Raw genomic sequence first — 22,683 nt, forward strand, 5'->3', positions numbered from 1 at the left:
ACGCCGAAATAACAAATGCGTACACAATGATTGCAAGAATTTAGCTTTGTCACCAAAACAGTGCTGAGTGCCGAGTAACGAGTGCTGAGTAAAAAGTAAAATTAATTGCACTCAGCATATAGGGTCTGAAGCCCCTAAATTTATTTATGATAGGACTTACGCAAAAATTGCTAAAAAGCTTAATTTCTCGAACCGCCAAGACGCCAAGAGCGCCGAGAATTCGTAGAGTGTGCGTAAGTCCTATATGAAAAAAATAAAAATATTTTTTTTGAGACACGTAGTGCAAGAAAAAATACGTCCTTGTTTTCAATCCCCTAGTTTTAACTATGGGGTTATACTCAGCACTCAGCACTCAGTACTCAGCACTACTGAAGCCAGCGTAACGAACTGCAAATCTTTAGTAGATGAAGTTTTTCCGACTTGTGTGTACACCGTAGGCCAAAGAGCAAAGAGGGATTGGGGGTGGAGTGTTAAGGGATTTCCAAATAAAAAAATATACAACTATTTATTGTGGGGTAGGCGTCTCGCCCGCCCATAGTCAAGGGCGTCAAAGGCGCGCAAGATGCCCACCCCACAAGATTGGATAATTTATTTCTTGGAAGTCCCTAAGGACTTTTGCAAGAGGTCTGTTGCGTGTCGTGTATCTGGATGTTGAACCTCATCTAAATTTAATTTCATAAAGTCCTAGTAAACCTGCTGCTACTAGCAAAGGTAAGAAATAGTAGACTCCTCGATAAGCTAACATTGACGCCAAAATTGCCGCAGGCGAAACTTTTGATGAGAGAATCAGCAAAATTATAGTTTCAAATACTCCCAAACCGCCTGGGACATTACTAACAACACCTGCAAACATTGCTAGTAAGTATATTCCTAAGAAGTCTAGATAGGACAAAGACATATTGCTAGGAAGCACAGCATAAAAAACTGCTGCTGCCAAAATCCAGTCAAAACTAGAAATTGCTATTTGAGCCAGGGATATTTTAAAAGAAGGAAATCGAAATTCTTGCCCACGAATTATTAACGGTTGTTTAATAAAAATACTTCCGATTAAATAAATAGCGACTAATAGCAGAAAAATCACGCCGATGGGACGCACAGTGGCAAAAGGTAAATGTATTTGAGTGGGAATTTTGAGAGGGTTGATGATAAACAAGAAACCTGCAACGGCAAACATCCCCAACCAAAAAGTAAAATTAGCAAAAGCAATTACTTGAGCGATCGCAACTGCTGAAACTCCCCAATTAGCATAAAATCGATAACGGATAGCACTGCCAGTTAGCAAGGCAAAACCTATGGTATTACTAAATGCAGAGCTAATAAAGCTGGTTAGAGCAATCTTGTTCCAAGTTAAGGAACGATTAATATAGCTAAAACCTAAGATATCGTACCCAATCATCACCAGATAACCCAAGGCTGTCAGCCAAATTGCCCAGCTTAAGCGACTTTTAGGAATTGCTGCTAGGGAGTTGAGGATATCACGATAATTATACTCATGCAATTCGTTAGCGATCGCCCACACGCAAAGCACCAGCAGCAACAAGCCAAACAAAGAACTAAAATTGAATCGCAGCTTTTTAAGCATCATGAAAAAACTGATTCTAACTCTTGACTTTTAATTTACAACCAGTCGTAAAGTTTCCATCTTGTTGACACAGCATTGACATATCATTTGCATAAGCTTTTGTAAGGTAAACATTGGCTACCCAATAGATGAACTACAAACAATCTAAAATTCTCTTGCTAGTTTTAGTATTAACTCTTGTTGGCTGTAATTTATCCCAAACTAGTGTAGCAAAACCACCACAACAGGATTTACAAACAAAGCCTTCCCTTCTTCCAACCCACTCCAATATTAGCGACTCAGCTACTCCTCTGACCTACAAAATTGAAACATACAATAGTCAGGTAATGGGCGCAAGTCGCACCTACGGCGTTTCTTTACCCCCTGGTTATGAACAAAACCCAAAACAAAGCTATCCTGTAATATTTCTCCTCCACGGTGGACATGGTAATCCCACTGATTGGTTTATTCAGAACAAGGGACAAGCTCTTAAAACTGTAGAACAACTTTATACTAAAGGTAAGTTGCCACCCAGCATTATTATCACACCAGATGGCAACGACAAACGTGGCTCTAGCCCCTACCGAGATCCCGAATATATTGATGGCCCTAATGGTAAAGTCTCCACAGCCATAGGGGATGAGTTGGTAAAAGTTGTGCAAAGCCGTTATCGTACACTAAACAATCCAGATTTTTGGGCGATAGGTGGTTTATCCTCTGGTGGTTGGGGAGCAATGAATGTGGGATTACATAACCTGGACCATTTCTCGATTTTATTTAGTCATAGCGGTTATTTTAATGATAAAAGTGGCCCAATGAATAGCCCAATAAGTTATATCAAAACCATTCCTTTACAAGCTCAAAAAAAATTAAGAATTTATCTAGACTCTGGCACATCAGATATTGAAGAACTCGAAGAAGCTCAAAAATTTAGCCAAGTACTAAATAAGCTAAAAGTTTATAATTTGTTTCGTCAGTTTCCTGGTAGCCATACTTGGAAATACTGGCGAGAACATTTATCTGATTCTTTGACATTTGTAGGAGAACAATTTCGAGTTGCTGAAATAGCACATAGTACTGATAAGTTAGGTATTAATCAAAATAAAAATGGTCAAAATAATTAGTAATTTACTGTAAAAGTCATCCTATAGCAATCCGATTTGATTTCTGAACTTTTTTGCTTAGGCAGGAAGTAGGGAATCAGCCTTTTCGAGTTTAGAGTTAGCTTTTTCACGTAATCAAATAGGAGTCCCATATTTTGGAAATAAGTTGATATTTAAATATCAATATGGAAGACTCATCTGCAATTTTTCAATAGATTAACTATAGTAAGTTCTAATGGAGGTGCTTTTTGAAAGTTGAAATAATATGAAGATTTCTAAATTTTTAATTAGTTTGGTAGGAGCGATCGCACTCCTGACTACTGCTGGTTATTATTATGTATTCATCTTAGGTGCGCCACAACTAGACCCACCCCAAGAAGAGGCAAATACTGGGCTAAAGTTTCAATTAGCAACCTTTAACTCCCAAGCGATGGGTGCAGTCCGTAACTATGGCGTGATTTTGCCACCTGGTTATGATAAAAATCAGCAAAAGCGGTACCCGGTGATATTCTTACTACACGGTGGTCATGATGACGCCCGTGCTTATGCTGATAAATATGCCATTTTAGATGTATTGCATGAACTTTATCAAAGTCAAAAATTACCGCCATCGATTGTGATTACACCTGATGGTAATGATAATCGCGGTTCCAGCCCTTTATACGACCCCGATTATTTTGATGGGCCGAATGGTAAAGTTGGGACTTTAATTGGTTCAGAACTAGTGCAAGTTGTCAAGTCACGCTACCGCACTTTAGAAGAACCCCAGTTTTGGGCCTTGGGAGGTCTTTCTTCTGGAGGATGGGGGGCTTTTAATATCGGGTTGCGCCATCTCAATAACTTCCACATTCTATTTAGTCATAGCGGTTATTTTACCGATAATAGCGGTTCGCAAAATAGCCCCCAACAAATCGTGCAACAGCTATCAATTGAAGATAGGAAGCGATTGCGTGTTTACCTAGATGCAGGTCTGAACGATACTAATTTGCTGGCTTCTACCAAAGATTTCAAGGAAACCTTAAATAAATTAGGCATTGCTCATGTATTTTATGCGTTTCCAGGAGGTCATGGTTTGTCTGGTGCTGATATAGGCTGGAACTACTTCCACAAGCATCTTAAAGATTCCCTCTCTTATGTAGGAGAACAGTTTAAAAAGTAAGGAGTTAGGAGTTAAGAGTTAAAATTTGAAAACTCAGGTTCTATTGCTCTCACTCTGCTATGGCATTAAAATTAAGGTGTTGTAAATATTCATTGATTTTATACCCATATATACCCAATAACCGTAGTATGGGTATATGAAATTATCTGATTACGCAAAGAAAGTTGGAGTAAGCTATAAAACAGCACATCGTTGGTGGAAAGCTGGGCAACTAAATAAACAGTAATGGCAAACTTATTCATGCAGATATAAATGCCAGCCTGAATATTACAAGAAAGGTAGTCCCAGCGACGTATAGTTTAGGGATAGAGGGTATTGCAGTTTATCCATTCCGCGTAACACCGGGAAAAGTTGCTTGAGGACATTTGTCCATAAAGTTACTAACTGTTATGGAGAAAATTAAAACTTAATTTGTATAATTGACAGAGCCGAGAAAACTGGTCTGCTTATTATTTTAGTCCCTAAAGAGAGTCGTAGAGCCAAAACTCCAAGCTCCTAACTTCAAACTCCTAACTCCTAATTAATACTTTTAGACTAATGACTAATAATTTAAAAACTCAGATTGGACTTTGGAGTGCAGCTTTCCTTACAGGTTTAGTCGGAGTAGTAAATTTATTATCAGCAGTGACACCTACCCTATATGGGCGAAATCACTGGTTGAAGGAATTTTTACCATTTGAAATCCGAGCCAGTGGTCATATATTTGCAGCCCTGACTGGGTTTGTTTTACTAGCACTTGCGACTAATTTATTACGTCGCAAAAGAATAGCCTGGTTACTTACCATTGGTTTACTAGTGATTTCCATTTTCAGCCACTTGCTGAAGGGACTGGACTATGAAGAAAGTCTACTCTCTGGAGTTTTACTGGTGCAATTAATCTTGATGCGCCATTTTTTCACAGCGCAATCAGACCGTCCTTCGATCGCACGGGGAGTTCGAGCGCTGATAGGCGCGTTATTATTTACCTTGGCATACGGAACTATTGGATTTTACTTATTAGACGGCAAGTTTTCAGAAAATTTTAATTGGCGTGAAGCCATAGTTCAGACTTTGGCGATGTTCTTCACTGAGGATAATTGGGGACTGCAACCAAAAAGCAAATTTGGAGAATTTTTTGCTAATTCTATCTATGTTATTGCCGCAGTTACTATTACTTATGCAATGGTAATGCTCTTGCAACCTGTGTTTTGGCGAAATGTAGCAACGCCAAATGAGCAGAAAAGAGCTAAAGAAATTGTCGAGCAATATGGATGTTCTTCTTTAGCAGCATTCACACTCTTAAATGATAAAAGTTATTATTTCAGCCCTTCAGGTAATAGTTTAATTGCTTATGTTCCCAAGGGACGAGGTGCGATCGCATTAGGAGATCCCATCGGCCCCATTGAAGACCGCAAAGAAACAATTGTTGCTTTCTCGCAGTTTTGCCAACGCAATGACTGGTATCCTGGTTTTTATCAGACTTTACCCGATGATGTTGAGCTTTACAAATCCTTGGGGTTTAAGGTACTCAAGATTGGAGAAGAAGCGATCGTTGACTTGAAAAGTTTTACATTACAAGGTAAAGCCGGTAAAAACTTTAGACCATCAATCAGTCGTTTAACTAAGCTAGGATACCAAATCGAGTTTTACCAACCACCCATCGCCAATGATTTATTGCACCAGCTCAAATCTGTAAGTGATGAATGGCTGAAGATGGTACAAGGTTCGGAAAAACACTTTTCTTTGGGTTGGTTTGACGAGGCTTACCTGCGAGAGTGTGAGATTGCTGTGGTGCATAATCCCGAAGGTAACATCAGCGCCTTTGCCAACATTCTCCGGGAGTATCAACTCAACGAAGCCACTATTGACATGATGCGACATCGTGCGTCCATCGAAAATGGCACAATGGACTTTCTATTTATTTCCCTGCTTCAACATTTTAAAGAGGGTGGCTACGACAGCTTTAATTTCGGTCTTTCTGCCCTTGCGGGAGTTGGAGACAACCCAGAATCACGCCGCCTAGAGAAAATATTGCACTATCTATACGGACATTTGAATCGCTTCTACAATTTCAAGGGACTGCACGCCTACAGAGAGAAGTTCCGCCCCCGTTGGGAACCACGTTATTTGGTTTACCCTAGTTTAGCTGCCTTACCAGATGTAGTTGTAGCATTAATTCGCGCAGATTCAGGCGATCGCCTCTTCGATTATTTCAAACCCGGAGCCTAAAATGTGGACTGAAAAAATTCGGAATGATTTTAACCGAATTGCTTTGCATGAGCAAGAAGGATGGAATCACAACAATCACTATCACAATTTTTTACTCAAACAGTTACCATCACACTGCGAAAATGTTCTTGATATTGGGTGTGGAACTGGTTTATTCTCGCGTCTTTTAGCTAAACGTGCTGATAGGGTTCTGGGGATAGATTTATCTCCCAACATGATAGAAATTGCTAAACAAAAATCTCGGCAGCATCCAAATATAGATTATCAGGTTGCTGACATTTTGCAGTGGGAGTTTTCAGTAAAGCAATTTGATGCAATTGTGTCCATTGCAACTGTTCATCATTTGCCATTGGAGAATTTATTGCTCAATTTGCAAACTGCGTTGAAGCCGGGTGGTAAGCTTGTAATTCGTAAGGATTCAGGTCAAGAGGTATTGACAAGTGTGACATCTGAGGGTGAATATCAGAATTATGGGAAAAGACCTGCCTCTAAAACTAGAGCGTGAAACCCTTCTCCAGTTAGCTCCGGAACAACTGGTGGACATGATTGTTGAGCAGGCGATCGCCATACAGAAACTGAACTCCAGAATTTTAGAACTAGAAGAAAAAGTAGAGAAACTCAAGGTCAGTAGAGATTTAGACAGCACAACATCATCAAAACCACCATCGGGAGACCTTCTCAAAAAAACCGAGAACAAGCTTGAAGAGCAATCACAACAGAACGAGGCTACAAAACGAAAACCAGGAGGGCAACCAGGGCATCCGGGAAAAACAAGAAAAGGGTTTGGGAGAGTCGATAGGTTTGAGACATTAAGACCGCAAGTGTGTAGTTGCTGTGGTAACAGAGAATTTCGTTGCGAACCAATAAAAATCGAAACACAGCCAGTAGCGCAGTTAGTGGAGAGGCCAATTGAAATAGTAGAATATCAAAGACATACATGCATTTGCAGCCAGTGTGGGTCAACACAAACAGCAGACTGGTCGCCAGAAATAGTACCGGGACAAGATATAGGAATCAGACTGCAAGCGTTTTTGGGATGGGCAAATAATTATGCACATATCCCTTATGAAAAACAGCAAGAAATGTTATGGGAATTGGGTCAAATTGAAATTGGGTTAGGAACTTTAGTCGCCACCAATGAACGAATTCAAACAGCGATTGAACCAAGTATTAATGAATTGAGCAGTTGGATAAAACAGACACAACCTAATATTCATGTGGATGAAACGCCTTGGTCAGTTAAAGGAATCAAAGAATGGTTGTGGGTAGTTGCCAATTCTGATTTCTGCCTGTTTACTGCGGCTGACACTCGTTCACGATCCGAATTAGAAACGATTTTAGGGGCTAAATATGTAGGGGTACTCAGCAGTGACGATTTTAGTGTTTACAATGGCTATCAAGTTGTTGCCCAGCAAAAATGTTTAGCACATCTACGTCGTCACTTCAAAAAACTAATTATACTTCCAGGTCTTCACAACCAAGCTATTGGTGAAGTGTTTGTTGATTTAATTGATGAAGCCTTTAGGAGCTATGCTCTTCGGGTTTAAGACTCTTGATTCAAGTAGTTATAACGATTGGGTCAATCAATTCAAAGCTAAGTTGCACTCCTCACTCAATCAGTGGATTGAGAAGGCAGGAGCAACGGCAGGCCAGCTTTTACGTTCTTTGCGCGATAAAGCAAATCAATGGTGGTATTTTCTTGACTACCCTGAAGTCCCTCCTGATAACAATCTTGCTGAACGAGAGTCCTTCGGACACGCTTCGCGAACGCTTCGTTTGGCTGTGACCAAACGTAAGGTTAGCGGTGGTTCCCGTTCAATGGAGCGGTTTCAACATACTGCCAATTTGTTGACTGTGGTGCAAACCTGCCGCCGTCAAGGTAGGTCTGTGATTGATTTTTTTGCACAAGCACTGCTGGCTAATTCCAATAATTCTCTGTCTCGCCCATCCCTGCTTCCTAAATATTAGACCTGAATCCTTACCCCAAAACAATGCGATTTTCTGGTAAACCGATCGCAGCAGCTTCCATAATTTCATAAGTCTGGCGATGCTTGATAATCCCATCTTGGTAAATACCAGACTCATGGGCAAAAGCATTTGCTCCCACGATCGCTTTATTGGGCTGAATCAGCATCCCAGTTAATTGGGAAACCAAGGATGAAGTTTTGTAAATCTCCTGAGTCTTAATATTAGTCAGGGGTGTATCGTCATCAACTGGACGACCAAAGTAAGGATTGAAAAATGGTTTACGAACCTGCAACGCCATGACAATCTCTTCTAAAGCTGCATTACCTGCTCGTTCCCCAATGCCATTAATGGTACACTCCACCTGACGCACACCGTATTCAATTGCTGCCAATGCGTTAGCTGTCGCCAAACCCAAATCATTTTGAGTGTGAATGGAAAGAATCACCCCATCGATATTAGGAACATGTTCTCGAATTCCTTGAATCAGATTTCCGATTTCTTTGGGTGTGCAGTAACCAACGGTATCAGGAATGTTGATTGTAGTTGCACCTGCTGCGATCGCCATCTCCAAAACTTCATAAAGAAACTCTGGCTCAGTGCGGCTAGCATCCATTGGTGAAAATTCTACATCGTCTACAAACGACTTGGTGTATGCAATCATTTCTGATGCGATCGCTAATACTTCGCTGCGAGATTTTTTCAATTGATATTTCAAGTGAATATCAGAGGTAGAAATCATCGTGTGGATTCTGGGACGAGCCGCTCCCTTCAAAGCTTCGGCGGCGGCGTGAATATCTTGGCGAATGGCTCTAGCTAAACTGCAAATGATTGGCCCACCGGGTATTCCGACTTGTTCAGCAATAGTTTTGACAGCTTGAAAATCTCCCGGACTAGCAACGGCAAAACCTGCTTCAATCACATCAACACCAAGGAGAGCTAGTTGATGAGCGATCGCCAGCTTTTCTTCTACATTGAGGGTTGCGCCCGGTGACTGTTCGCCATCCCGTAGCATGGTGTCGAAGATGATAACTCGGTCTGGTTGAGATGCGATGCTCATAATTGTCTCCCGTGGTATTGAGGGGATATTTCAAAAACTTACTTTGGATATTGTATACAATCTTCAGGATTTTGTATACAATATCCAATATGAGCTTAAATGACTTGGCAGCGAATGTGCTGCAACAACAACGCAGTACCCCAGATTTAATTGCCGATGCTTTGCGGGAAGCGATTCTGCGCGGCATATTTCAGGAAGGACAATCCCTGAGACAGGATGAAATCGCTACTCAGTTTGGAGTTAGTCGTATTCCCGTGCGTGAAGCGCTCAAGCAGCTAGAAGCAGAAGGATTGGTGACACTACATTTAAATCGTGGTGCGATCGTATCGGTGTTGACAGCACAAGAGGCGCAAGAAATCTGTGAAATTCGTAGCGCCTTGGAAGTGAAAGCGATACAGTTGGCAATACCCAAGTTCAGGGAAACAGATATAGAAAAAGCTGCTGTGATTCTGGAAGCGACAGATCAAGCAACTGATGCAGGTGTGTTGGCGAAACTCAACTGGGAATTTCATGCGACGCTGTACGCCACTGCTGAACGTCCCCGGTTGTTGGGGATGATTAAAACTTTACATGTTAATTGCGATCGCTATGTCCGGGTACAATTGGCGCAGATGGATTACCAGGAGCGATCGCAAAAAGAACACTATCAACTCTTAGATGCTTGTCAAAAGCAGGATACAAAAACTGCTGTCAGGTTACTGAAACGACACATAGACACCGCAGGAGAACAGCTAATTGCATACTTGCAGCAAATTGCTCAAAAACGCTGATTCTTGCTGGAACTAGATGATCTACCAGAACAGACTAGACAAGAAATTTCCACTATCCTGTTCAACAAACCTCTTTCTAAGTTTAACTCTATCCCTCTTTGCCTCGGAGAGGGACGGTTTTACGTAGTAAAACCAGGGAGAGGTCTTTTTAAGTTGTTCAGAGAAATAAATAGGATCGTCCATGAAAAAACTGATCCAGCGTATTAAAAAATTGCTGCAACGTATCTTCAAGAGGTTTGCATCCAATTCTCAGCAGACATCACCCTTAATAAATTCTCGCCCGTTAGACACTTCTATTCCCAGTGTTTCACCTCGATGGGAGTCTGGTTTAGTGCTTGTATGTTCACAATGTACAAAAGAGCAATCAGGCTCAACAGCTTCCAAAGACTTAGAGAATTGGTTAAAATCTCGTTTAAAATTTGAGGGATTATGGGGAGAATTTCGGGTTGTTAGCACCAGTTGTTTAGGGGTTTGTCCAAAATCGGGCATTACTGTCGTTATTGTAAGTAATGGAAGTAGCGGAAATAGCCCATGCTTAATTGTAAATCCTCACAGCGATGTCTACGACGGGCTACGCCTACGCGAATTTCTTTACTCACGCATCAAACAGAATAAAGAATAGTTTTGCAGCTTTGCTAATGCTTAGATTAGGATATTGTTTCACTAAATTATTGAATGCTAGATTGTGTTTTTTATATTGCACTATAGTTTGCTTATACCATTTCTTTGTGAGGCTGCGCCAAATTTTATTGGCTTCTTCTTTATTTGTCTACTTTGCGCTCTTTACGGTTCTTTCCTCATATAGTTTGGCGCATATTAACATGGGATTCCATACGCAAGGGTTGTAAATTAAAAAGCTAATTTTTCTTGTAACGAAAACTAGTGGTTACAAGCCGACTGTAACTTTTACGCCAACCGCAGATAAGGACACTTTTGCAAGAATGTTGCTGCCTTATTGTGGGCATCTAGGTTATGAGTATGTGCTGGCGTAGGTCGAATAATGCCATCAAACAGGTCATCTAACCCGTAGGGAGTAAAAAATTGCCATTGGCCTTGTGTATCTAGCCGAACTCCTACAGCAGTAGAAGTGTGCAGCCAATCTGTGATGCCATCCTCTGTACTAGTGTAGGGTCTGCTACCAAGCCGCCAACGAGCAAAACTAGCTTGATTTTTTACATCAAACTGTTCATGAGGAAATTGTTCTGTAAGAGTCGCCTTTGCTGCTAGTTCTTGAGAACAGTTCCCCTCTATATCAAAGAATGCAATATCAAAATCTTTAATACCTAATTTACACTCATTGCCAAAAATTGAAGACCAAACGGTGTTTCGGACTGCACCCCCGGCTAACCACCAGTTAGGTAAATTTAGTTGAGCGATCGCTCTTAATACTGTATCAACAGGTGTATCATTTAAAATCATCTGTAGACGAGTGTTACTATTCATATCAAATTCCTGGGATAATCAACTACAAGGTGAAAATATTATTCACATCTCATTAAGCTTACGGTCTTAATAGACCTACTGTGATACTTAGCAGCTAAAGGTTTATTAGGGTAACTGCTGAAGTCATAGTATAGAGAACAGGATTTTACGGAAGGTTAAATTGTGAATTTATAAGTTTTATTTATGGAAGATTTATTTGCGCGGCTAGAACGCACATTCAATCCTGAACTGCCTTCCTTAACAGAGTCACAGCAACAACTTCTACAAGAACTCAACATTGATGAAAATCAACCTGGTACGATTCTGCATGACTTTCAAACTCTAATAGATTTCTTGCAACCAAATGGAGTGGAAGTTAGTAGTGTTAATAACCTTTTACCACTGAAAGTATTATCAGAAGTTAATTCTCGGTTAAGTCACCCAATTGAAACTAAACTCAAACGTCCTGTCCAGAAATCATACCCCTACATTAATGGACTATATCTGTTATTACGCAGTTCTGGAATAGCCCAAATAAGATCCCAAGGTAAGAAGCAAATTTTAGTATTAGATACAGCCACCTTGGAATCATGGTCAAATCTCAACCCAACAGAACGCTATTTCAACTTGTTAGAAGCTTGGTTGATTTGGGGGAATAACGAAATTTTGGGTGAGCATCAAGACTCATTCGGTAATTTATTTAGATGTAGTCAACTTTGGCCTCGCGTCCCAGATAAAGGTTTAAAATTTCCTAAATATGAAGACCAATACAATATTAGTTATTACCCTGGTTTGCATAACGTTGCTCTGTTAGAGTTATTTGGATTGTTATCTATCAAGCAAGGGAAAGCACAAGAAGGTAAGGGATGGCGGATTACGAGTTTACAACGCTTGCCTTTTGGGGATGCTCTGTTACAATTATTATTTCCGCTAGGGATACGAGGAGAATTACAGGATGATGTAAATGTGAATTTTGGGAAATTGCAGTCACATTTACAACCATTTTTTCCAGAATGGGAGCATAACTTATTTGTTCCACAGCAAGGCTTCACGGATGGAATTTATATTTTTAAAGTGTCTATTTCTCACGCTTGGAGACGCATTGCTATACCAGCGAAAAAAACATTAGGCTGGCTAGCAGAAACAATTCTTGATGCTTTTGATTTTGACTACGACCATTTATATGAGTTTAGTTATAAAGACCGTTTTGGTCGCACAATTAAAATAGGTCATCCCTACATGGAAATACCTCCATTCGCTGACCAAGTACAGATTGGTGATTTATCTCTAGAACCAGGTGCTAAAATGACCTATCTTTATGATTTTGGTGATAACTGGAAATTTGATGTGCAGTTAGAAGCAATTAATCAGCCTGATAATAAAATTAAAAAACCAAAGATTTTAGAAGTTCACGGAAATGCACCTCAACAATATTGGAGTGAGGATGAAGATGAGGAGAATGAGGGAGAGTAATTGTACTATTTTAGTAACTCGGTTTTTAAAATAGTAACCCTGGTAAAATTAATGTAACTTTCTAAACAAGTGATGAAATGATAATCTTTATCCTAACTAACTGACCTACCGAAGGAAATATTAGTAAAATGATTTAATAAACCTATTAATTTTTTTAAAATAGCAATATTGGACTCAAATTATAACCTTAGTTTGTATATCATAGAGTTTTACTTAGTTGTCTGCCAATGATGTTAAACAAGCTAACACGGTATCAATATTTTTCTGTAAAATCTTTCTGGACATATTGAATTATGTAATTTAAGTAAAATTAAAGAATAGACTGAATTTCAGTTCATTCTCGAAACTTTTAACAGTTATTTGCACACAAAATTGATGAAAAACGATACACCAGAAGAATTAAACCCAGACAAAGAGATTGGGCGCTTGATTGATGAGGTAATGTCTTCATCTCTGACTGATGAACAGTATCGCAAAAAGATGCAGCGACGCAAAGAAGTGCAGGATCAACGTATAGCACAAGCTGTACCAGAAAAAGGATTAATTATTGTAAATACTGGTAATGGTAAAGGTAAAACCACTGCGGCTTTGGGAATGGTGTTACGATCGCTAGGTCACGGGTATAAAGTAGCGATCGTTCAATTTATCAAAGGTAGTTGGGAACCTTCAGAAAAACGGGTTTTTAGTAATTGGGAAGACCAGTTAGAATTTCACGCAATGGGCGAAGGCTTTACCTGGGAAACTCAAGACCGCGATCGCGATCTCGATAAAGCTAGCGCCGCTTGGCAAAAATCATTAGAATATATTCGCAACCCAGACTTTCATCTGGTGTTGTTAGACGAAATCAATATCGCGCTGAAAATGTCTTACTTAGAAGTAGAGGATGTTTTAGCCGGGTTGGCGCAAAAACCAGCCGATAAGCACGTTATTCTCACAGGTAGAGGCGCACCGGCTGCAATAATAGAGTGTGCCGACCTGGTAACTGAAATGACCCTAGTTAAGCATCCTTTCCGCGATCAAGGCGTTAAAGCGCAACCAGGAATTGAGTATTAAATTGAAGATTACTTACACATTTGCAACGTGCGGCGATCGCTAGCAGTGATAGAACTTAAATGATAAAAGTCTTGCAGAGCCAGCGAGTAAGGATAACTACTTAACTCATCTTCACTCACTTGAGGTAGTCTATTGCTTGCAGCTACCTGATTCGACTGAGTAGTACTGGCTTCATTTGACGAACTATTAACCGTCATCGCCAACTCTCCTGATGGGTTGAGTGTACCCTGAAAACAATTAAACTCTGAGTGGGGCATAAACAATGCACCCGTTACCTTGTCCTGCTGCTTTTGAAATATGATATAACCTTGACCAAGCTGATTTGATTTTGGGGATTGACCATAGAGGTAAATCCCATCTTTTACAGGAAAATCCGCTTTTGGTAAAACTCCTGCGTCTTTTGTAGATCCTTGAGAATTTGGAACCAACGCTGTGGTTGTAGGTAATGTTTTTCCGCTCTTATGACCAAAAAACCCTCTATCTTCAGAAGCCGCATTGAGTTGACTTCTCTGCTCTCGAACTCTTCTTAGCTGCGACAAAAGAGAGTTTTCGCTGGTTTTCTGAATTTGAGCCGATGATAGTGAAGAATTTGTAAATGGTACTACTTGAGTCTGCTTGGCTATAAAGCCCAAACCGAGAAGTAAGCCTAAGCCTGCGAGGGAAATTCCCCATTGACGGGGAGATAAGAACTGATGAAGGTTATTAAGCACCCTACTTCTCCTGTTAAAAAACGAACTAAGTTCTTTCTGATTTACTTAAATTATCACTAAGTCTTAATTATCAAAGACTTTGTTTACAGCTTATATTACTATTGTCCAAAAAAGAAAACTGTCAAAAACTGAAGTTTTTATTTAATTTAGCTCAACCAGCTTAGATTACCATCACTTAGAGTCTTTATTCTTCATCCAATAGATTCATCCCATTGGGTGAGGTTAATCATAAATTAAACCTTCTCAATTAATATTTAATTTTTTGACATCTTGCCTTTGAGATTTTCAAGTGGTAAAAATGCTGATTTCATCGGTCTTTCAGGAAGTGCCGCCCTTGCCTCTGCTATAATCTCTTGCCAGAGTGTTGCCAATTTCTGCGTAGGCGTAGCCTGCCGTAGGCATCGCTCCCTTGTTGCTTTCATACAAAAGGATTGCCCCTTAGCTAAGTACTGAGTTTCGATGATAACTTTTTTACTCGATTATGGGTAATAGTCCTACAGTCAAAGTAATTTTGGTACTTGCAGGTAGTCCCGTAGATCGAGGAAGACTGCGCCTAGACGTGAAAATGCGTCAGATTGAAAAAGAGTTGCAATGGTGTAAATATTGTGACCAAATTAAGTTGCAATTTTGATGGGTTGTGGGGGTTTGGATAAAATTATCTCTCTACACAGAAACGATCATTTTGGATTTCCATCTGTGGGGAAATGGGTGATAATTAACTGTGGTGCAGGTTAATTATATTTACCCTATTCTATGACTGAAGATTTACTCAAGTCGTTTCAACAAGCTTATCGTAATTTGGAACTGTTACCATTAATTGAAGAGAATGATTTACGACGGTTTCGGGTAGAGTATGGCGAAGATACTATTGATGAATTGATACAGTTGATTGAAGATAGTCCCAATTCAGATGGTAAGGTTGTTTTTACCGGACATCGGGGATGTGGTAAATCTACTTTGTTGGCGGAATTTAGCCGGAGAATAGAAGATAAATATTTTGTTGTTTTATTTTCTATTGCTGACACTATAGAAATGTCCGACGTAAATCATATTAATGTCCTGTTTTCTATTGCTGTTAATTTAATGCTGGAAGCGGAGGCGCGTCAAATTGATATTCCTGCTTCTACTAAAAATGCGATTGATAAATGGTTTGCTACCCGCGTCCGTACGGAAGAAACTAATATTGAAAGGGAAGCCTCTAAAGATTTTAATATATTGAAATTTTTTAGTGTCAAATTAAAAGTTGACTCGAAAATTCGTTATGAACTTAAACAAGAATTTGAGCGTAAAATTTCTGAGTTAATCGCTCAATTAAATATTATCGCCGCAGCAATTCAAGCAGTTACCAAAAAACAAATATTAGTAATTCTTGATGATTTAGATAAACTTGATTTGGCAGTAGTCAATCATCTGTTTAAAGATAATATTAAAGCTCTTTGTTTACCTGGATTTAGGATTATTTATACTATCCCCATTGCTGCTTTGCGGGAAAAAGACCTCAAACCAACTATTGAAAATGAAACTAACGATCAAGTTGTGGCAATGCCTGTTTTAAAGTTATTTAAAAAAGGAGAGAGTCATTTACCAAATGCTAGACCATTTCCAAAAACTTTGAATATTCTTTGTGAAATATTGACTAAACGAATCTCACCTAATTTACTCAAATCATCAACAGCAGAAAAAATAGTTTTAAATAGTGGTGGCGTATTACGGGAATTAATTCGTATTTCTAATGAATGTTGTCGGATTTGTCTGCGGTTAATTCGCCGGAAGCCAGAAGATAAAGTAATAATTAATGATGAGATTTTAGACCAAGCAATAAATAATATTCGCAATGATTTTGCTATGCCTTTAGGTAGTGTAGATTATCGGATATTGCAGACAACTTATAATAATTTCAAGCCAGAAGACCCGAAACAGCAAGAATTTCTCGATTTACTACATGGGCTTTATGTACTTGAATATCGCAATCGTCAAAATTGGTATGATGTTCATCCTATTATTGTTGAATTGTTGCGTGAAGAGGGGTTAATTGATGACAGCCAATAATCAGAACAAAAAGATTAACCCTGATCAAAAAAATCAAGATGCTTTTGATGATTTAATTGTCTCTATTGAAGCGGGAACAGGTAAATTTAATTTACTTATTGGTGTTTGTGATAATGCTGATTTTCGGAATCAAATGATTGACCGATATGAAACAGAATTAAAACCTGATTTTTGTACTTATAGGGTTACATTAGACGAAAAAGAACCTAATTTAAAAGGTGCTATTCAAGAACTTTTAGAAAAAGAAAAATGTCTACAACAGTATCAACCAGCAGTGATAACTGTTACAGGTGCAGAAAAGTTGCTGTTTCTCAGGTTGGGGGAAGAACAATCACCACAAGAAAAGTTCTTCGGTTATTTGCAGTGGACAAGGGAAGGTTTGGGGAAATTTCCCTTTGCGATCGTCCTGTGGGTGACGCATCAATTGATGATTAATTTAATGAAAAAAGCGCCGGATTTTTGGAGTTGGCGTAATGGAGTATTTCGGTTTGTTTCCCATGCTAAAAGTGTTATTTCTGCGAGAGAAGTTGAGGCGATACGTTTTGCGTTAACAAGTACGGAGTTAGAAAATTTTAATAGTGATAATGACTATTTTTTACCCATTGAAGATTTACAAAGATTAATTCAGCAAATAGAACAGCAAAGCGAAATTAAAGACGCGAAATTAGCAAGTTTGTATATTACGTTGGCGAACATTTACAAACAGAGATTAGATAGAGGCGAAGCCCAGGACTATCAACAAGAATTAGATTTAGCAATTAAGTATATTTATAAAGCGTTGGAATTGCAAAAAGAATTAGGGTTAGAGGAAGATGTCGCCACCAGTTACAACAACCTAGCGGGACTCTACTACTCCCAAGGCAGATACAGCGAAGCCGAACCCCTTTTCATCCAAGCTTTAGCACTCAGCTGCAAGCTGCTGGGAGAAGAACATCCAGATGTCGCCCAAAGCCTCAACAACCTAGCGGGACTCTACTACTCCCAAGGCAGATACAGCGAAGCCGAACCCCTTTACATCCAAGCTTTGGCACTCAGGCGCAAGCTGCTGGGAGAAGAACATCCAGATGTCGCCCAAAGCCTCAACAACCTAGCGTTACTCTACAACTCCCAAGGCAGATACAGCGAAGCCGAACCCCTTTTCATCCAAGCTTTAGCACTCAGGCGTAAGCTGCTGGGAGAAGAACATCCATCTGTCGCCACTAGCCTCAACAACCTAGCGGGACTCTACGATTCCCAAGGCAGATACAGCGAAGCCGAACCCCTTTTCATCCAAGCTTTAGCACTCAGGCGCAAGCTGCTGGGAGAAGAACATCCAGATGTCGCCTCTAGCCTCAACAACCTAGCGGGACTCTACGACTCCCAAGGCAGATACAGCAAAGCCGAACCCCTTTTCATCCAAGCTTTAGCACTCTGGCGCAAGCTGCTGGGTGAAGAACATCCAGATGTCGCCACTAGCCTCAACAACCTAGCGTATCTCTACTACTCCCAAGGCAGATACAGCGAAGCCGAACCCCTTTTCATCCAAGCTTTAGATATTTTTGAGCGACAGGTAGGGGTGAATCATCCTAATACTGTTACTACTCGTGACAATTTAGCATATCTTCGCGATCGCCTCTCCGCACCACAGTAAAATTTGACTTTCCGGCAAAGTGTACCATCCTAAAACTTAGACACGCGATTCGCCTAGACTAAAATTCATATTAAATTAAGTAAAAATGTCTGATTGCTTACTCAAAAGAAGCTTTTACTTTTTCAAAAGCAGCTTTTGATTTCGCATTTTAGTGTTTTCCACAAACAAAAGCAGCTTTTACTTCTTCAAAAGCAGCTTTTAATTTCGCATTTTAGTGTTTTCCACAAACAAAAGTAGCTTTTACTTCTTCAAAAGCAGCTTTTAATTTCGCATTTTAGTGTTTTCCACAAACAAAAGCAGCTTTTACTTTCTCATTTTAGTGTTTTCCGCAAGTAAAAGTAGCTCTTACTTTCTCAAAAGAAGCTTTTACTTTCTCAATTGCCTGAATGTTTTCTCATTTGAGTAATTCACGCATTCATTTTGGTATATGATTGAGCCGAAAGCTTGCTTGCGATCGCACGATAGAAAATCAGATAATCATCTACAGGAAAGCTACGTAACAAAGGTAAAAGTTCATCACGCTTGCGTCCCATATTGGGAAAATTTGCTAAATTACTGCACTTTTCGTTAATTTTATTGAGCAAATGCTCCGCAGCATCAAAACTACTGTTGTCAGCAACATAATCAATAATGCTTTCAATATCCCGACTTGCAGGAGCAGTAAATCTACAAATATTGCTCATTCACCAGTCTGCTGACGACGCTGCTGTAGCTTCTGTTCTAGTTGATGAAAAACCGTTTCCCCCTCAATAACTTCCCCACGTTCCGAAGCTTTGACCCCAACCATAATTTCTCGTCGCAATTCTTCAAATCTACCCTTATAAATAGATTCCCTTTCCTCCAGCAGTTTAATACCCGCAACAACCACTTCCTCTGTGGAGGCATACTTACCATTGGCAACTTGACTTTGGATAAATTGCTCTAATTCTGGAGTAAAGGAAATATTCATAATATACTATCTACCATAGATGTGGCTTTATGTTCCTATTTTAGAGTCTTGCCGAATTTTGGTAATTTTAATGATGGGCTTGCATCCGGTGACAATGCGATCGCATTCGACCTAACATAATTGGGTTATCAGCATAAAAAAATAGCCCCCTGAATTCAGGAGGCGCATCACCAAGGTGGTGGAAAGACGCGGCATTTCGCGTCTCTCATTTTAACTAGCAACGTATTCTTGGACATTGGCACGACGGCGACGCAGATGAGCCAAAGCTTGATGCTCTAACTGGCGGACGCGTTCACGGCTGAGATTCAATCTCTCACCCACTTTCGCCAATGACATTTCGTTACCATCTTCTAAACCAAAGCGCAAGGCTAAAACTTGTCGCTGTTGCGGGGTTAGTTCTGCTAGCAGGTTGTTCAAGTCTTGGCGTAAGAATTCCTGGTTGGTGTAATACTCTGGTGATGGGCCATCATCTTCGAGCATTTCTTGCAACTCAGTATCTTGATTATCGCCAACTTTAACATCCAAAGATACTGGTTGACGCGCCATGTTCAGGTACTCGCGGATCTGAGCAGGTTCTATTTCCAGTTCTTTGGCAATTTCGGCTGGAGTAGGCGATCGCCCCAAGGTTTGAGCCAATTCGCGCTGCACTTTCTTGATTTTATTCAGTTTTTCGGTAATGTGGATTGGTAAGCGGATGGTACGACCTTGTTGAGCGATCGCACGGGTAATCGCTTGGCGAATCCACCAGTAAGCATAGGTTGAGAACTTATAACCCCTCATCGGGTCAAATTTCTCCACGCCCCGTTCTAATCCTAGTGTTCCTTCCTGGATTAAATCCAGAAACTCCATATTCCGCTTTTGGTACTTTTTGGCAATAGCAACGACCAAGCGCAAATTCGCTTCGATCATTTTTTGCTTCGCCCGCTTACCTTGCGCCACCGTTTGTTGGATCTCGGTTTCCGATTGTTGAACGTGGTCAGCCCACTCTGACATTTCCGGTTCGCGGTGCAGTTTCTTCGCCAAAGCTTCTTTGGCGTCGATGAACTTCATCATTTGTTGCACCTGCTTCCCATAGACAATCTCTTGTTCACGGGTTAGCAGTGGTACACGACCAATTTCTCGCAGATAGGTTCGCACCATATCAGCCGTGAATTTGGTATTGAGGTTTTCCGTTTGGGTGTTGACAGTAGGCATTGATGTGTTATCCTCTACTCCGTAAACACAATGTATTTTTTCTTACTAGAATCGATGGAGAAAGGTAGTACATCTATCACGAAATATCGGGAGCTATCAAAAGTAATTATCAATTGATCTAGCCGTTGTTGAGACGTAAACTCCCAATGATAGGTTCCCCTACCTTCCCTAAATTTTCACTCTCTTAAATTTTCAGTTTCTATATAAGCACGCTGGTTGTTTTGGAAAATTCTTCTCTTAGGCAGTTACTAATAGCAACTGGAAATCCGAAGTCGGTATGAGTTCCATTTACTTTATAGTACGATAAATCAGGCAAATAGTAAAGTACTTTAAGATAAAATCTTTAATTATAATTCAAAATTGCCGATTTGCAAAAAAAAAATAAACTTCCTTGAAATTACTGACTATATCTATAGTGACGCCAAAAACCTCTCTTCTGTTGCCCAAAACTAGCCGGATAACCGAACTTAATTTCCTGCGATAATGGAGGGATGTTACGAATTGGGCATGGGGCATTGGGCATGGGGCATTGGGAAAATAACAAATAACAAATGACCAATGACTAATGACTATTTAGAATCCCAGGTCAGCTTTGGCTAGTTCAGCAGCAGCGAATACTTCTGCGTCAGGTTTTTCTTCCCAGGCTGGTTCACCAATTTCTTCGTAAAAAGTTGCGTCGTAAGGACGGGTACGTACTACTACTGGCATAGGAACAGCATGACCCAAAATTAAAGCTTGTTGCTTAGAGTCTAACTTTGCCAATACCGATCGCAGTCCGCCACCACCAGATACACCTGTAAAAATCGCGTCAATGTCTTTTTCATCATTAAGCAAAGCGGTAATTCGAGTCCCAATCTGGGACATGACTTCATTATCAATACCCGATGGGCGTTGATCAACTACCAAAAGTGTGACGAAATACTTTCGCAGTTCCCTGGCGATAGTCCCAAAGATAGTACTTTGTACGATAGCCGGATCAAGGAAACGGTGCGCCTCTTCAATGGTAATCATCAATGGCGTGGGGCGATCGTTCGGGTTCTTGCTTTGCAGGAATTTATCTGCTTTTTTGACGTAATGCTCGTGAATACGTCGGGTGATCATATTCGTCACCAACATATAAGAGAGCATATTAGACTGGGAACCAAATTCTATCACAACATTCTTCCCAGCTTCCAGACATTGCACAATTTTATCAATGTAATTCTGGGGACAAACCGCTCGCATATACTTCAAATTATCCATACGCATCAGTTTGCGCTGTAAAGAGTTAATTGAACCTGGGTGTCCCGGCTTTTCCTCACAGAACATCTTAATGTCCTCACCAGTCATATTTAACAGCTGGACAATCCAAGACCTACCAAACTCATTAAACAAAATATTAGCGTTATCCAAGGCTGCGTCAGAAAGTCCTAAATCTCGACCACATAACTTAATATCTTCAACTTCAATTTGCTCATAACTCAAATAAAGTTCTTGAGCATCACGCACACCCCGGCGCTTTGTCGATTCTGGGTCGAGGGTGTAAACTTCTACCTTGCTAGGAAATAATTGTTTTAAACCCTTAACTGTATTTACATTCTTCCCTTCTGCAACGGCTTCCCAGCCATACTCAGAGTGCATATCAAAAATCAAATTTACTGCTGCATTTTTACGGATAACGCCAGCTAAAAGTAACCGTGTTAGAAAGGATTTACCAGTACCAGATTTCCCAAAAACTCCGTTGCTCCGTTCCACGAAGCGGTTTAAATCGATGCAAACGGGCACATCCATATCCAAAGGTTTACCGATGGAAAAATTACGCCTTTGGGGGTCATCTTCCCAACCAAATACGCGGCGAAAATCGTCAACACTGGCATCGTAAACTTGGCTAAAGTGGCTAGGAATAGTTTTAACAGGCAACAATTCCATTGTAGTGCTGGTTTGTGGCACAAATGAAGCCAAACCCGTCACCGATGGGAGAAAGGGATTTGTCGATTTACCATTTGTTGGGGAGAAAGATTCTTCCGATTCGGGAGTGAACATCAACATCGGCGCGAGGTTGATAGTCCCATAAGTACTACTTCCGGCTAAAACATCCCGTAAAAAAGTGTCTTCCCAATTAGGGGGATTAGCAATAATTCGGGCATTAGCAGCCCCCAATGCTACATCTGTCAGCATACAAAAAAAGCGCGATCGCATCCCTTGCACAACAAGAAACTTACCCACCCGCATATCTTCCACAGAAATGTCAGGATGCAATCGTACTTCTAAACCTTCAGTTAGAGAACCTTGAATAACCGAACCTAATGGCTGTTCTGAATTCATTTTATTAGTCATTAGTTATTAGTCATTAGTCATTAGTTATTTTCCCCCATGCCCAATGCCCAATGTCCAATAC

18 protein-coding genes and 2 pseudogenes are annotated in these 22,683 nt (G+C 40.3%); 11 read left to right on the plus strand and 9 right to left on the minus strand.

What is annotated here, in order from left to right:
* Positions 1-658: 658 nt before the first annotated feature.
* Complete coding sequence (locus CDC33_RS05410) at positions 659-1,585, minus strand: lysylphosphatidylglycerol synthase domain-containing protein (protein WP_439956589.1); 927 nt, start codon at positions 1,583-1,585, stop codon at positions 659-661.
* A gap of 125 nt (positions 1,586-1,710) precedes the next feature.
* Here CDC33_RS05410 and CDC33_RS05415 point away from each other — a divergent pair, with 125 nt between their 5' ends.
* The 5 genes and pseudogenes from CDC33_RS05415 to tnpC all read left to right on the plus strand — a co-directional run bounded on the left by CDC33_RS05415 (position 1,711) and on the right by tnpC (position 7,999).
* Positions 1,711-2,685, plus strand: a complete 975-nt coding sequence (locus CDC33_RS05415; RefSeq protein ID WP_109007615.1) for an alpha/beta hydrolase — start codon at positions 1,711-1,713, stop codon at positions 2,683-2,685.
* 244 nt (positions 2,686-2,929) lie between these two features.
* Positions 2,930-3,823: an alpha/beta hydrolase gene (locus CDC33_RS05420; protein WP_109007616.1), complete on the plus strand. Its 894-nt coding sequence runs from the start codon at positions 2,930-2,932 to the stop codon at positions 3,821-3,823.
* Between the two features lie 537 nt (positions 3,824-4,360).
* Positions 4,361-6,031 carry a phosphatidylglycerol lysyltransferase domain-containing protein gene (locus CDC33_RS05435; protein ID WP_109007617.1) on the plus strand — a complete coding sequence of 557 codons (1,671 nt, stop codon included), beginning with the start codon at positions 4,361-4,363 and terminating at the stop codon, positions 6,029-6,031.
* A 1-nt stretch (position 6,032) separates the two neighbouring features.
* Positions 6,033-6,536: a class I SAM-dependent methyltransferase gene (locus CDC33_RS05440; protein WP_109007618.1), complete on the plus strand. Its 504-nt coding sequence runs from the start codon at positions 6,033-6,035 to the stop codon at positions 6,534-6,536.
* Positions 6,502-7,999 (plus strand): annotated as a pseudogene (gene tnpC / locus CDC33_RS05445) (IS66 family transposase). Before CDC33_RS05440 ends, tnpC begins: the two are co-directional and overlap by 35 nt.
* A 13-nt stretch (positions 8,000-8,012) precedes the next feature.
* On the opposite strand, the pseudogene CDC33_RS05450 reads toward tnpC, so the two are convergent.
* A pseudogene (locus CDC33_RS05450) lies at positions 8,013-9,056 on the minus strand (2-isopropylmalate synthase); the annotation flags it as partial.
* 89 nt (positions 9,057-9,145) lie between these two features.
* On the opposite strand from CDC33_RS05450, the gene CDC33_RS05455 reads away from it, so the two are divergent.
* Both CDC33_RS05455 and CDC33_RS05460 read left to right on the plus strand, forming a co-directional pair.
* Positions 9,146-9,826 (plus strand): GntR family transcriptional regulator, encoded by a 681-nt coding sequence (locus CDC33_RS05455; RefSeq protein WP_109007619.1) that lies wholly within the window; start codon positions 9,146-9,148, stop codon positions 9,824-9,826.
* 181 nt (positions 9,827-10,007) lie between these two features.
* Positions 10,008-10,448, plus strand: coding sequence for a (2Fe-2S) ferredoxin domain-containing protein (locus tag CDC33_RS05460; RefSeq protein ID WP_109007620.1), 441 nt, complete (start codon positions 10,008-10,010; stop codon positions 10,446-10,448).
* A gap of 284 nt (positions 10,449-10,732) precedes the next feature.
* Here CDC33_RS05460 and CDC33_RS05465 read toward each other — a convergent pair whose 3' ends face one another.
* Positions 10,733-11,269, minus strand: a complete 537-nt coding sequence (locus tag CDC33_RS05465) for a nucleotidyltransferase family protein (RefSeq protein ID WP_109007621.1) — start codon at positions 11,267-11,269, stop codon at positions 10,733-10,735.
* 183 nt (positions 11,270-11,452) lie between these two features.
* On the opposite strand from CDC33_RS05465, the gene CDC33_RS05470 reads away from it, so the two are divergent.
* The gene (locus tag CDC33_RS05470) at positions 11,453-12,721 is read left to right on the plus strand and encodes a plasmid pRiA4b ORF-3 family protein (protein ID WP_109007622.1); all 1,269 of its coding nucleotides are present in this window, start codon (positions 11,453-11,455) and stop codon (positions 12,719-12,721) included.
* Between the two features lie 375 nt (positions 12,722-13,096).
* Positions 13,097-13,774, plus strand: coding sequence for a cob(I)yrinic acid a,c-diamide adenosyltransferase (cobO, locus tag CDC33_RS05475; protein WP_109007623.1), 678 nt, complete (start codon positions 13,097-13,099; stop codon positions 13,772-13,774).
* A gap of 8 nt (positions 13,775-13,782) precedes the next feature.
* On the opposite strand, the gene CDC33_RS05480 is transcribed toward cobO, so the two are convergent.
* Both CDC33_RS05480 and CDC33_RS38340 read right to left on the minus strand, forming a co-directional pair.
* Entirely contained in the window at positions 13,783-14,484 is a 702-nt protein-coding gene (locus tag CDC33_RS05480; RefSeq protein WP_109007624.1) for a hypothetical protein, read from the minus strand.
* Positions 14,485-14,738: 254 nt separating this feature from the next.
* The gene (locus CDC33_RS38340) at positions 14,739-14,906 is read right to left on the minus strand and encodes a hypothetical protein (RefSeq protein WP_181373899.1); all 168 of its coding nucleotides are present in this window, start codon (positions 14,904-14,906) and stop codon (positions 14,739-14,741) included.
* Positions 14,907-15,237: 331 nt separating this feature from the next.
* On the opposite strand from CDC33_RS38340, the gene CDC33_RS05485 reads away from it, so the two are divergent.
* On the plus strand, positions 15,238-16,533 hold the full coding sequence (locus CDC33_RS05485; protein WP_109007625.1) for an ATP-binding protein: 1,296 nt from the start codon (positions 15,238-15,240) through the stop codon (positions 16,531-16,533).
* The gene (locus tag CDC33_RS05490) at positions 16,520-18,163 is read left to right on the plus strand and encodes a tetratricopeptide repeat protein (protein ID WP_109007626.1); all 1,644 of its coding nucleotides are present in this window, start codon (positions 16,520-16,522) and stop codon (positions 18,161-18,163) included. The genes CDC33_RS05485 and CDC33_RS05490 overlap by 14 nt, the downstream gene beginning before the upstream one ends.
* A 407-nt stretch (positions 18,164-18,570) precedes the next feature.
* On the opposite strand, the gene CDC33_RS05495 is transcribed toward CDC33_RS05490, so the two are convergent.
* The 4 genes from CDC33_RS05495 to CDC33_RS05510 all read right to left on the minus strand — a co-directional run bounded on the left by CDC33_RS05495 (position 18,571) and on the right by CDC33_RS05510 (position 22,610).
* The gene (locus CDC33_RS05495) at positions 18,571-18,846 is read right to left on the minus strand and encodes a type II toxin-antitoxin system RelE/ParE family toxin (protein ID WP_109007627.1); all 276 of its coding nucleotides are present in this window, start codon (positions 18,844-18,846) and stop codon (positions 18,571-18,573) included.
* On the minus strand, positions 18,843-19,112 hold the full coding sequence (locus CDC33_RS05500) for a type II toxin-antitoxin system ParD family antitoxin (RefSeq protein WP_109007628.1): 270 nt from the start codon (positions 19,110-19,112) through the stop codon (positions 18,843-18,845). Before CDC33_RS05500 ends, CDC33_RS05495 begins: the two co-directional genes overlap by 4 nt.
* 210 nt (positions 19,113-19,322) lie before the next feature.
* The gene (locus CDC33_RS05505; protein WP_109007629.1) at positions 19,323-20,306 is read right to left on the minus strand and encodes an RNA polymerase sigma factor, RpoD/SigA family; all 984 of its coding nucleotides are present in this window, start codon (positions 20,304-20,306) and stop codon (positions 19,323-19,325) included.
* Between the two features lie 573 nt (positions 20,307-20,879).
* Positions 20,880-22,610, minus strand: coding sequence for a helicase HerA domain-containing protein (locus tag CDC33_RS05510; RefSeq protein ID WP_109012458.1), 1,731 nt, complete (start codon positions 22,608-22,610; stop codon positions 20,880-20,882).
* Positions 22,611-22,683 lie beyond the last annotated feature (73 nt).

The organism is Nostoc commune NIES-4072, assembly GCF_003113895.1.
Classification (GTDB): Bacteria; Cyanobacteriota; Cyanobacteriia; order Cyanobacteriales; family Nostocaceae; genus Nostoc; species Nostoc commune.

Coding starts and splice junctions, on each gene's coding strand:
- CDC33_RS38340 (WP_181373899.1), bottom strand. CDS start 14,906: ATGAAAGCAACAAGGGAGCGATGCCTACGGCAGGCTACGCCTACGCAG.
- CDC33_RS05410 (WP_439956589.1), bottom strand. CDS start 1,585: ATGATGCTTAAAAAGCTGCGATTCAATTTTAGTTCTTTGTTTGGCTTG.
- CDC33_RS05420 (WP_109007616.1), top strand. CDS start 2,930: ATGAAGATTTCTAAATTTTTAATTAGTTTGGTAGGAGCGATCGCACTC.
- CDC33_RS05440 (WP_109007618.1), top strand. CDS start 6,033: ATGTGGACTGAAAAAATTCGGAATGATTTTAACCGAATTGCTTTGCAT.
- CDC33_RS05465 (WP_109007621.1), bottom strand. CDS start 11,269: ATGAATAGTAACACTCGTCTACAGATGATTTTAAATGATACACCTGTT.
- CDC33_RS05510 (WP_109012458.1), bottom strand. CDS start 22,610: ATGAATTCAGAACAGCCATTAGGTTCGGTTATTCAAGGTTCTCTAACT.
- CDC33_RS05485 (WP_109007625.1), top strand. CDS start 15,238: ATGACTGAAGATTTACTCAAGTCGTTTCAACAAGCTTATCGTAATTTG.
- CDC33_RS05415 (WP_109007615.1), top strand. CDS start 1,711: ATGAACTACAAACAATCTAAAATTCTCTTGCTAGTTTTAGTATTAACT.
- CDC33_RS05470 (WP_109007622.1), top strand. CDS start 11,453: ATGGAAGATTTATTTGCGCGGCTAGAACGCACATTCAATCCTGAACTG.
- CDC33_RS05435 (WP_109007617.1), top strand. CDS start 4,361: ATGACTAATAATTTAAAAACTCAGATTGGACTTTGGAGTGCAGCTTTC.
- CDC33_RS05495 (WP_109007627.1), bottom strand. CDS start 18,846: ATGAGCAATATTTGTAGATTTACTGCTCCTGCAAGTCGGGATATTGAA.
- CDC33_RS05460 (WP_109007620.1), top strand. CDS start 10,008: ATGAAAAAACTGATCCAGCGTATTAAAAAATTGCTGCAACGTATCTTC.
- CDC33_RS05455 (WP_109007619.1), top strand. CDS start 9,146: ATGAGCTTAAATGACTTGGCAGCGAATGTGCTGCAACAACAACGCAGT.
- CDC33_RS05505 (WP_109007629.1), bottom strand. CDS start 20,306: ATGCCTACTGTCAACACCCAAACGGAAAACCTCAATACCAAATTCACG.
- CDC33_RS05500 (WP_109007628.1), bottom strand. CDS start 19,112: ATGAATATTTCCTTTACTCCAGAATTAGAGCAATTTATCCAAAGTCAA.
- cobO (WP_109007623.1), top strand. CDS start 13,097: ATGAAAAACGATACACCAGAAGAATTAAACCCAGACAAAGAGATTGGG.
- CDC33_RS05490 (WP_109007626.1), top strand. CDS start 16,520: ATGACAGCCAATAATCAGAACAAAAAGATTAACCCTGATCAAAAAAAT.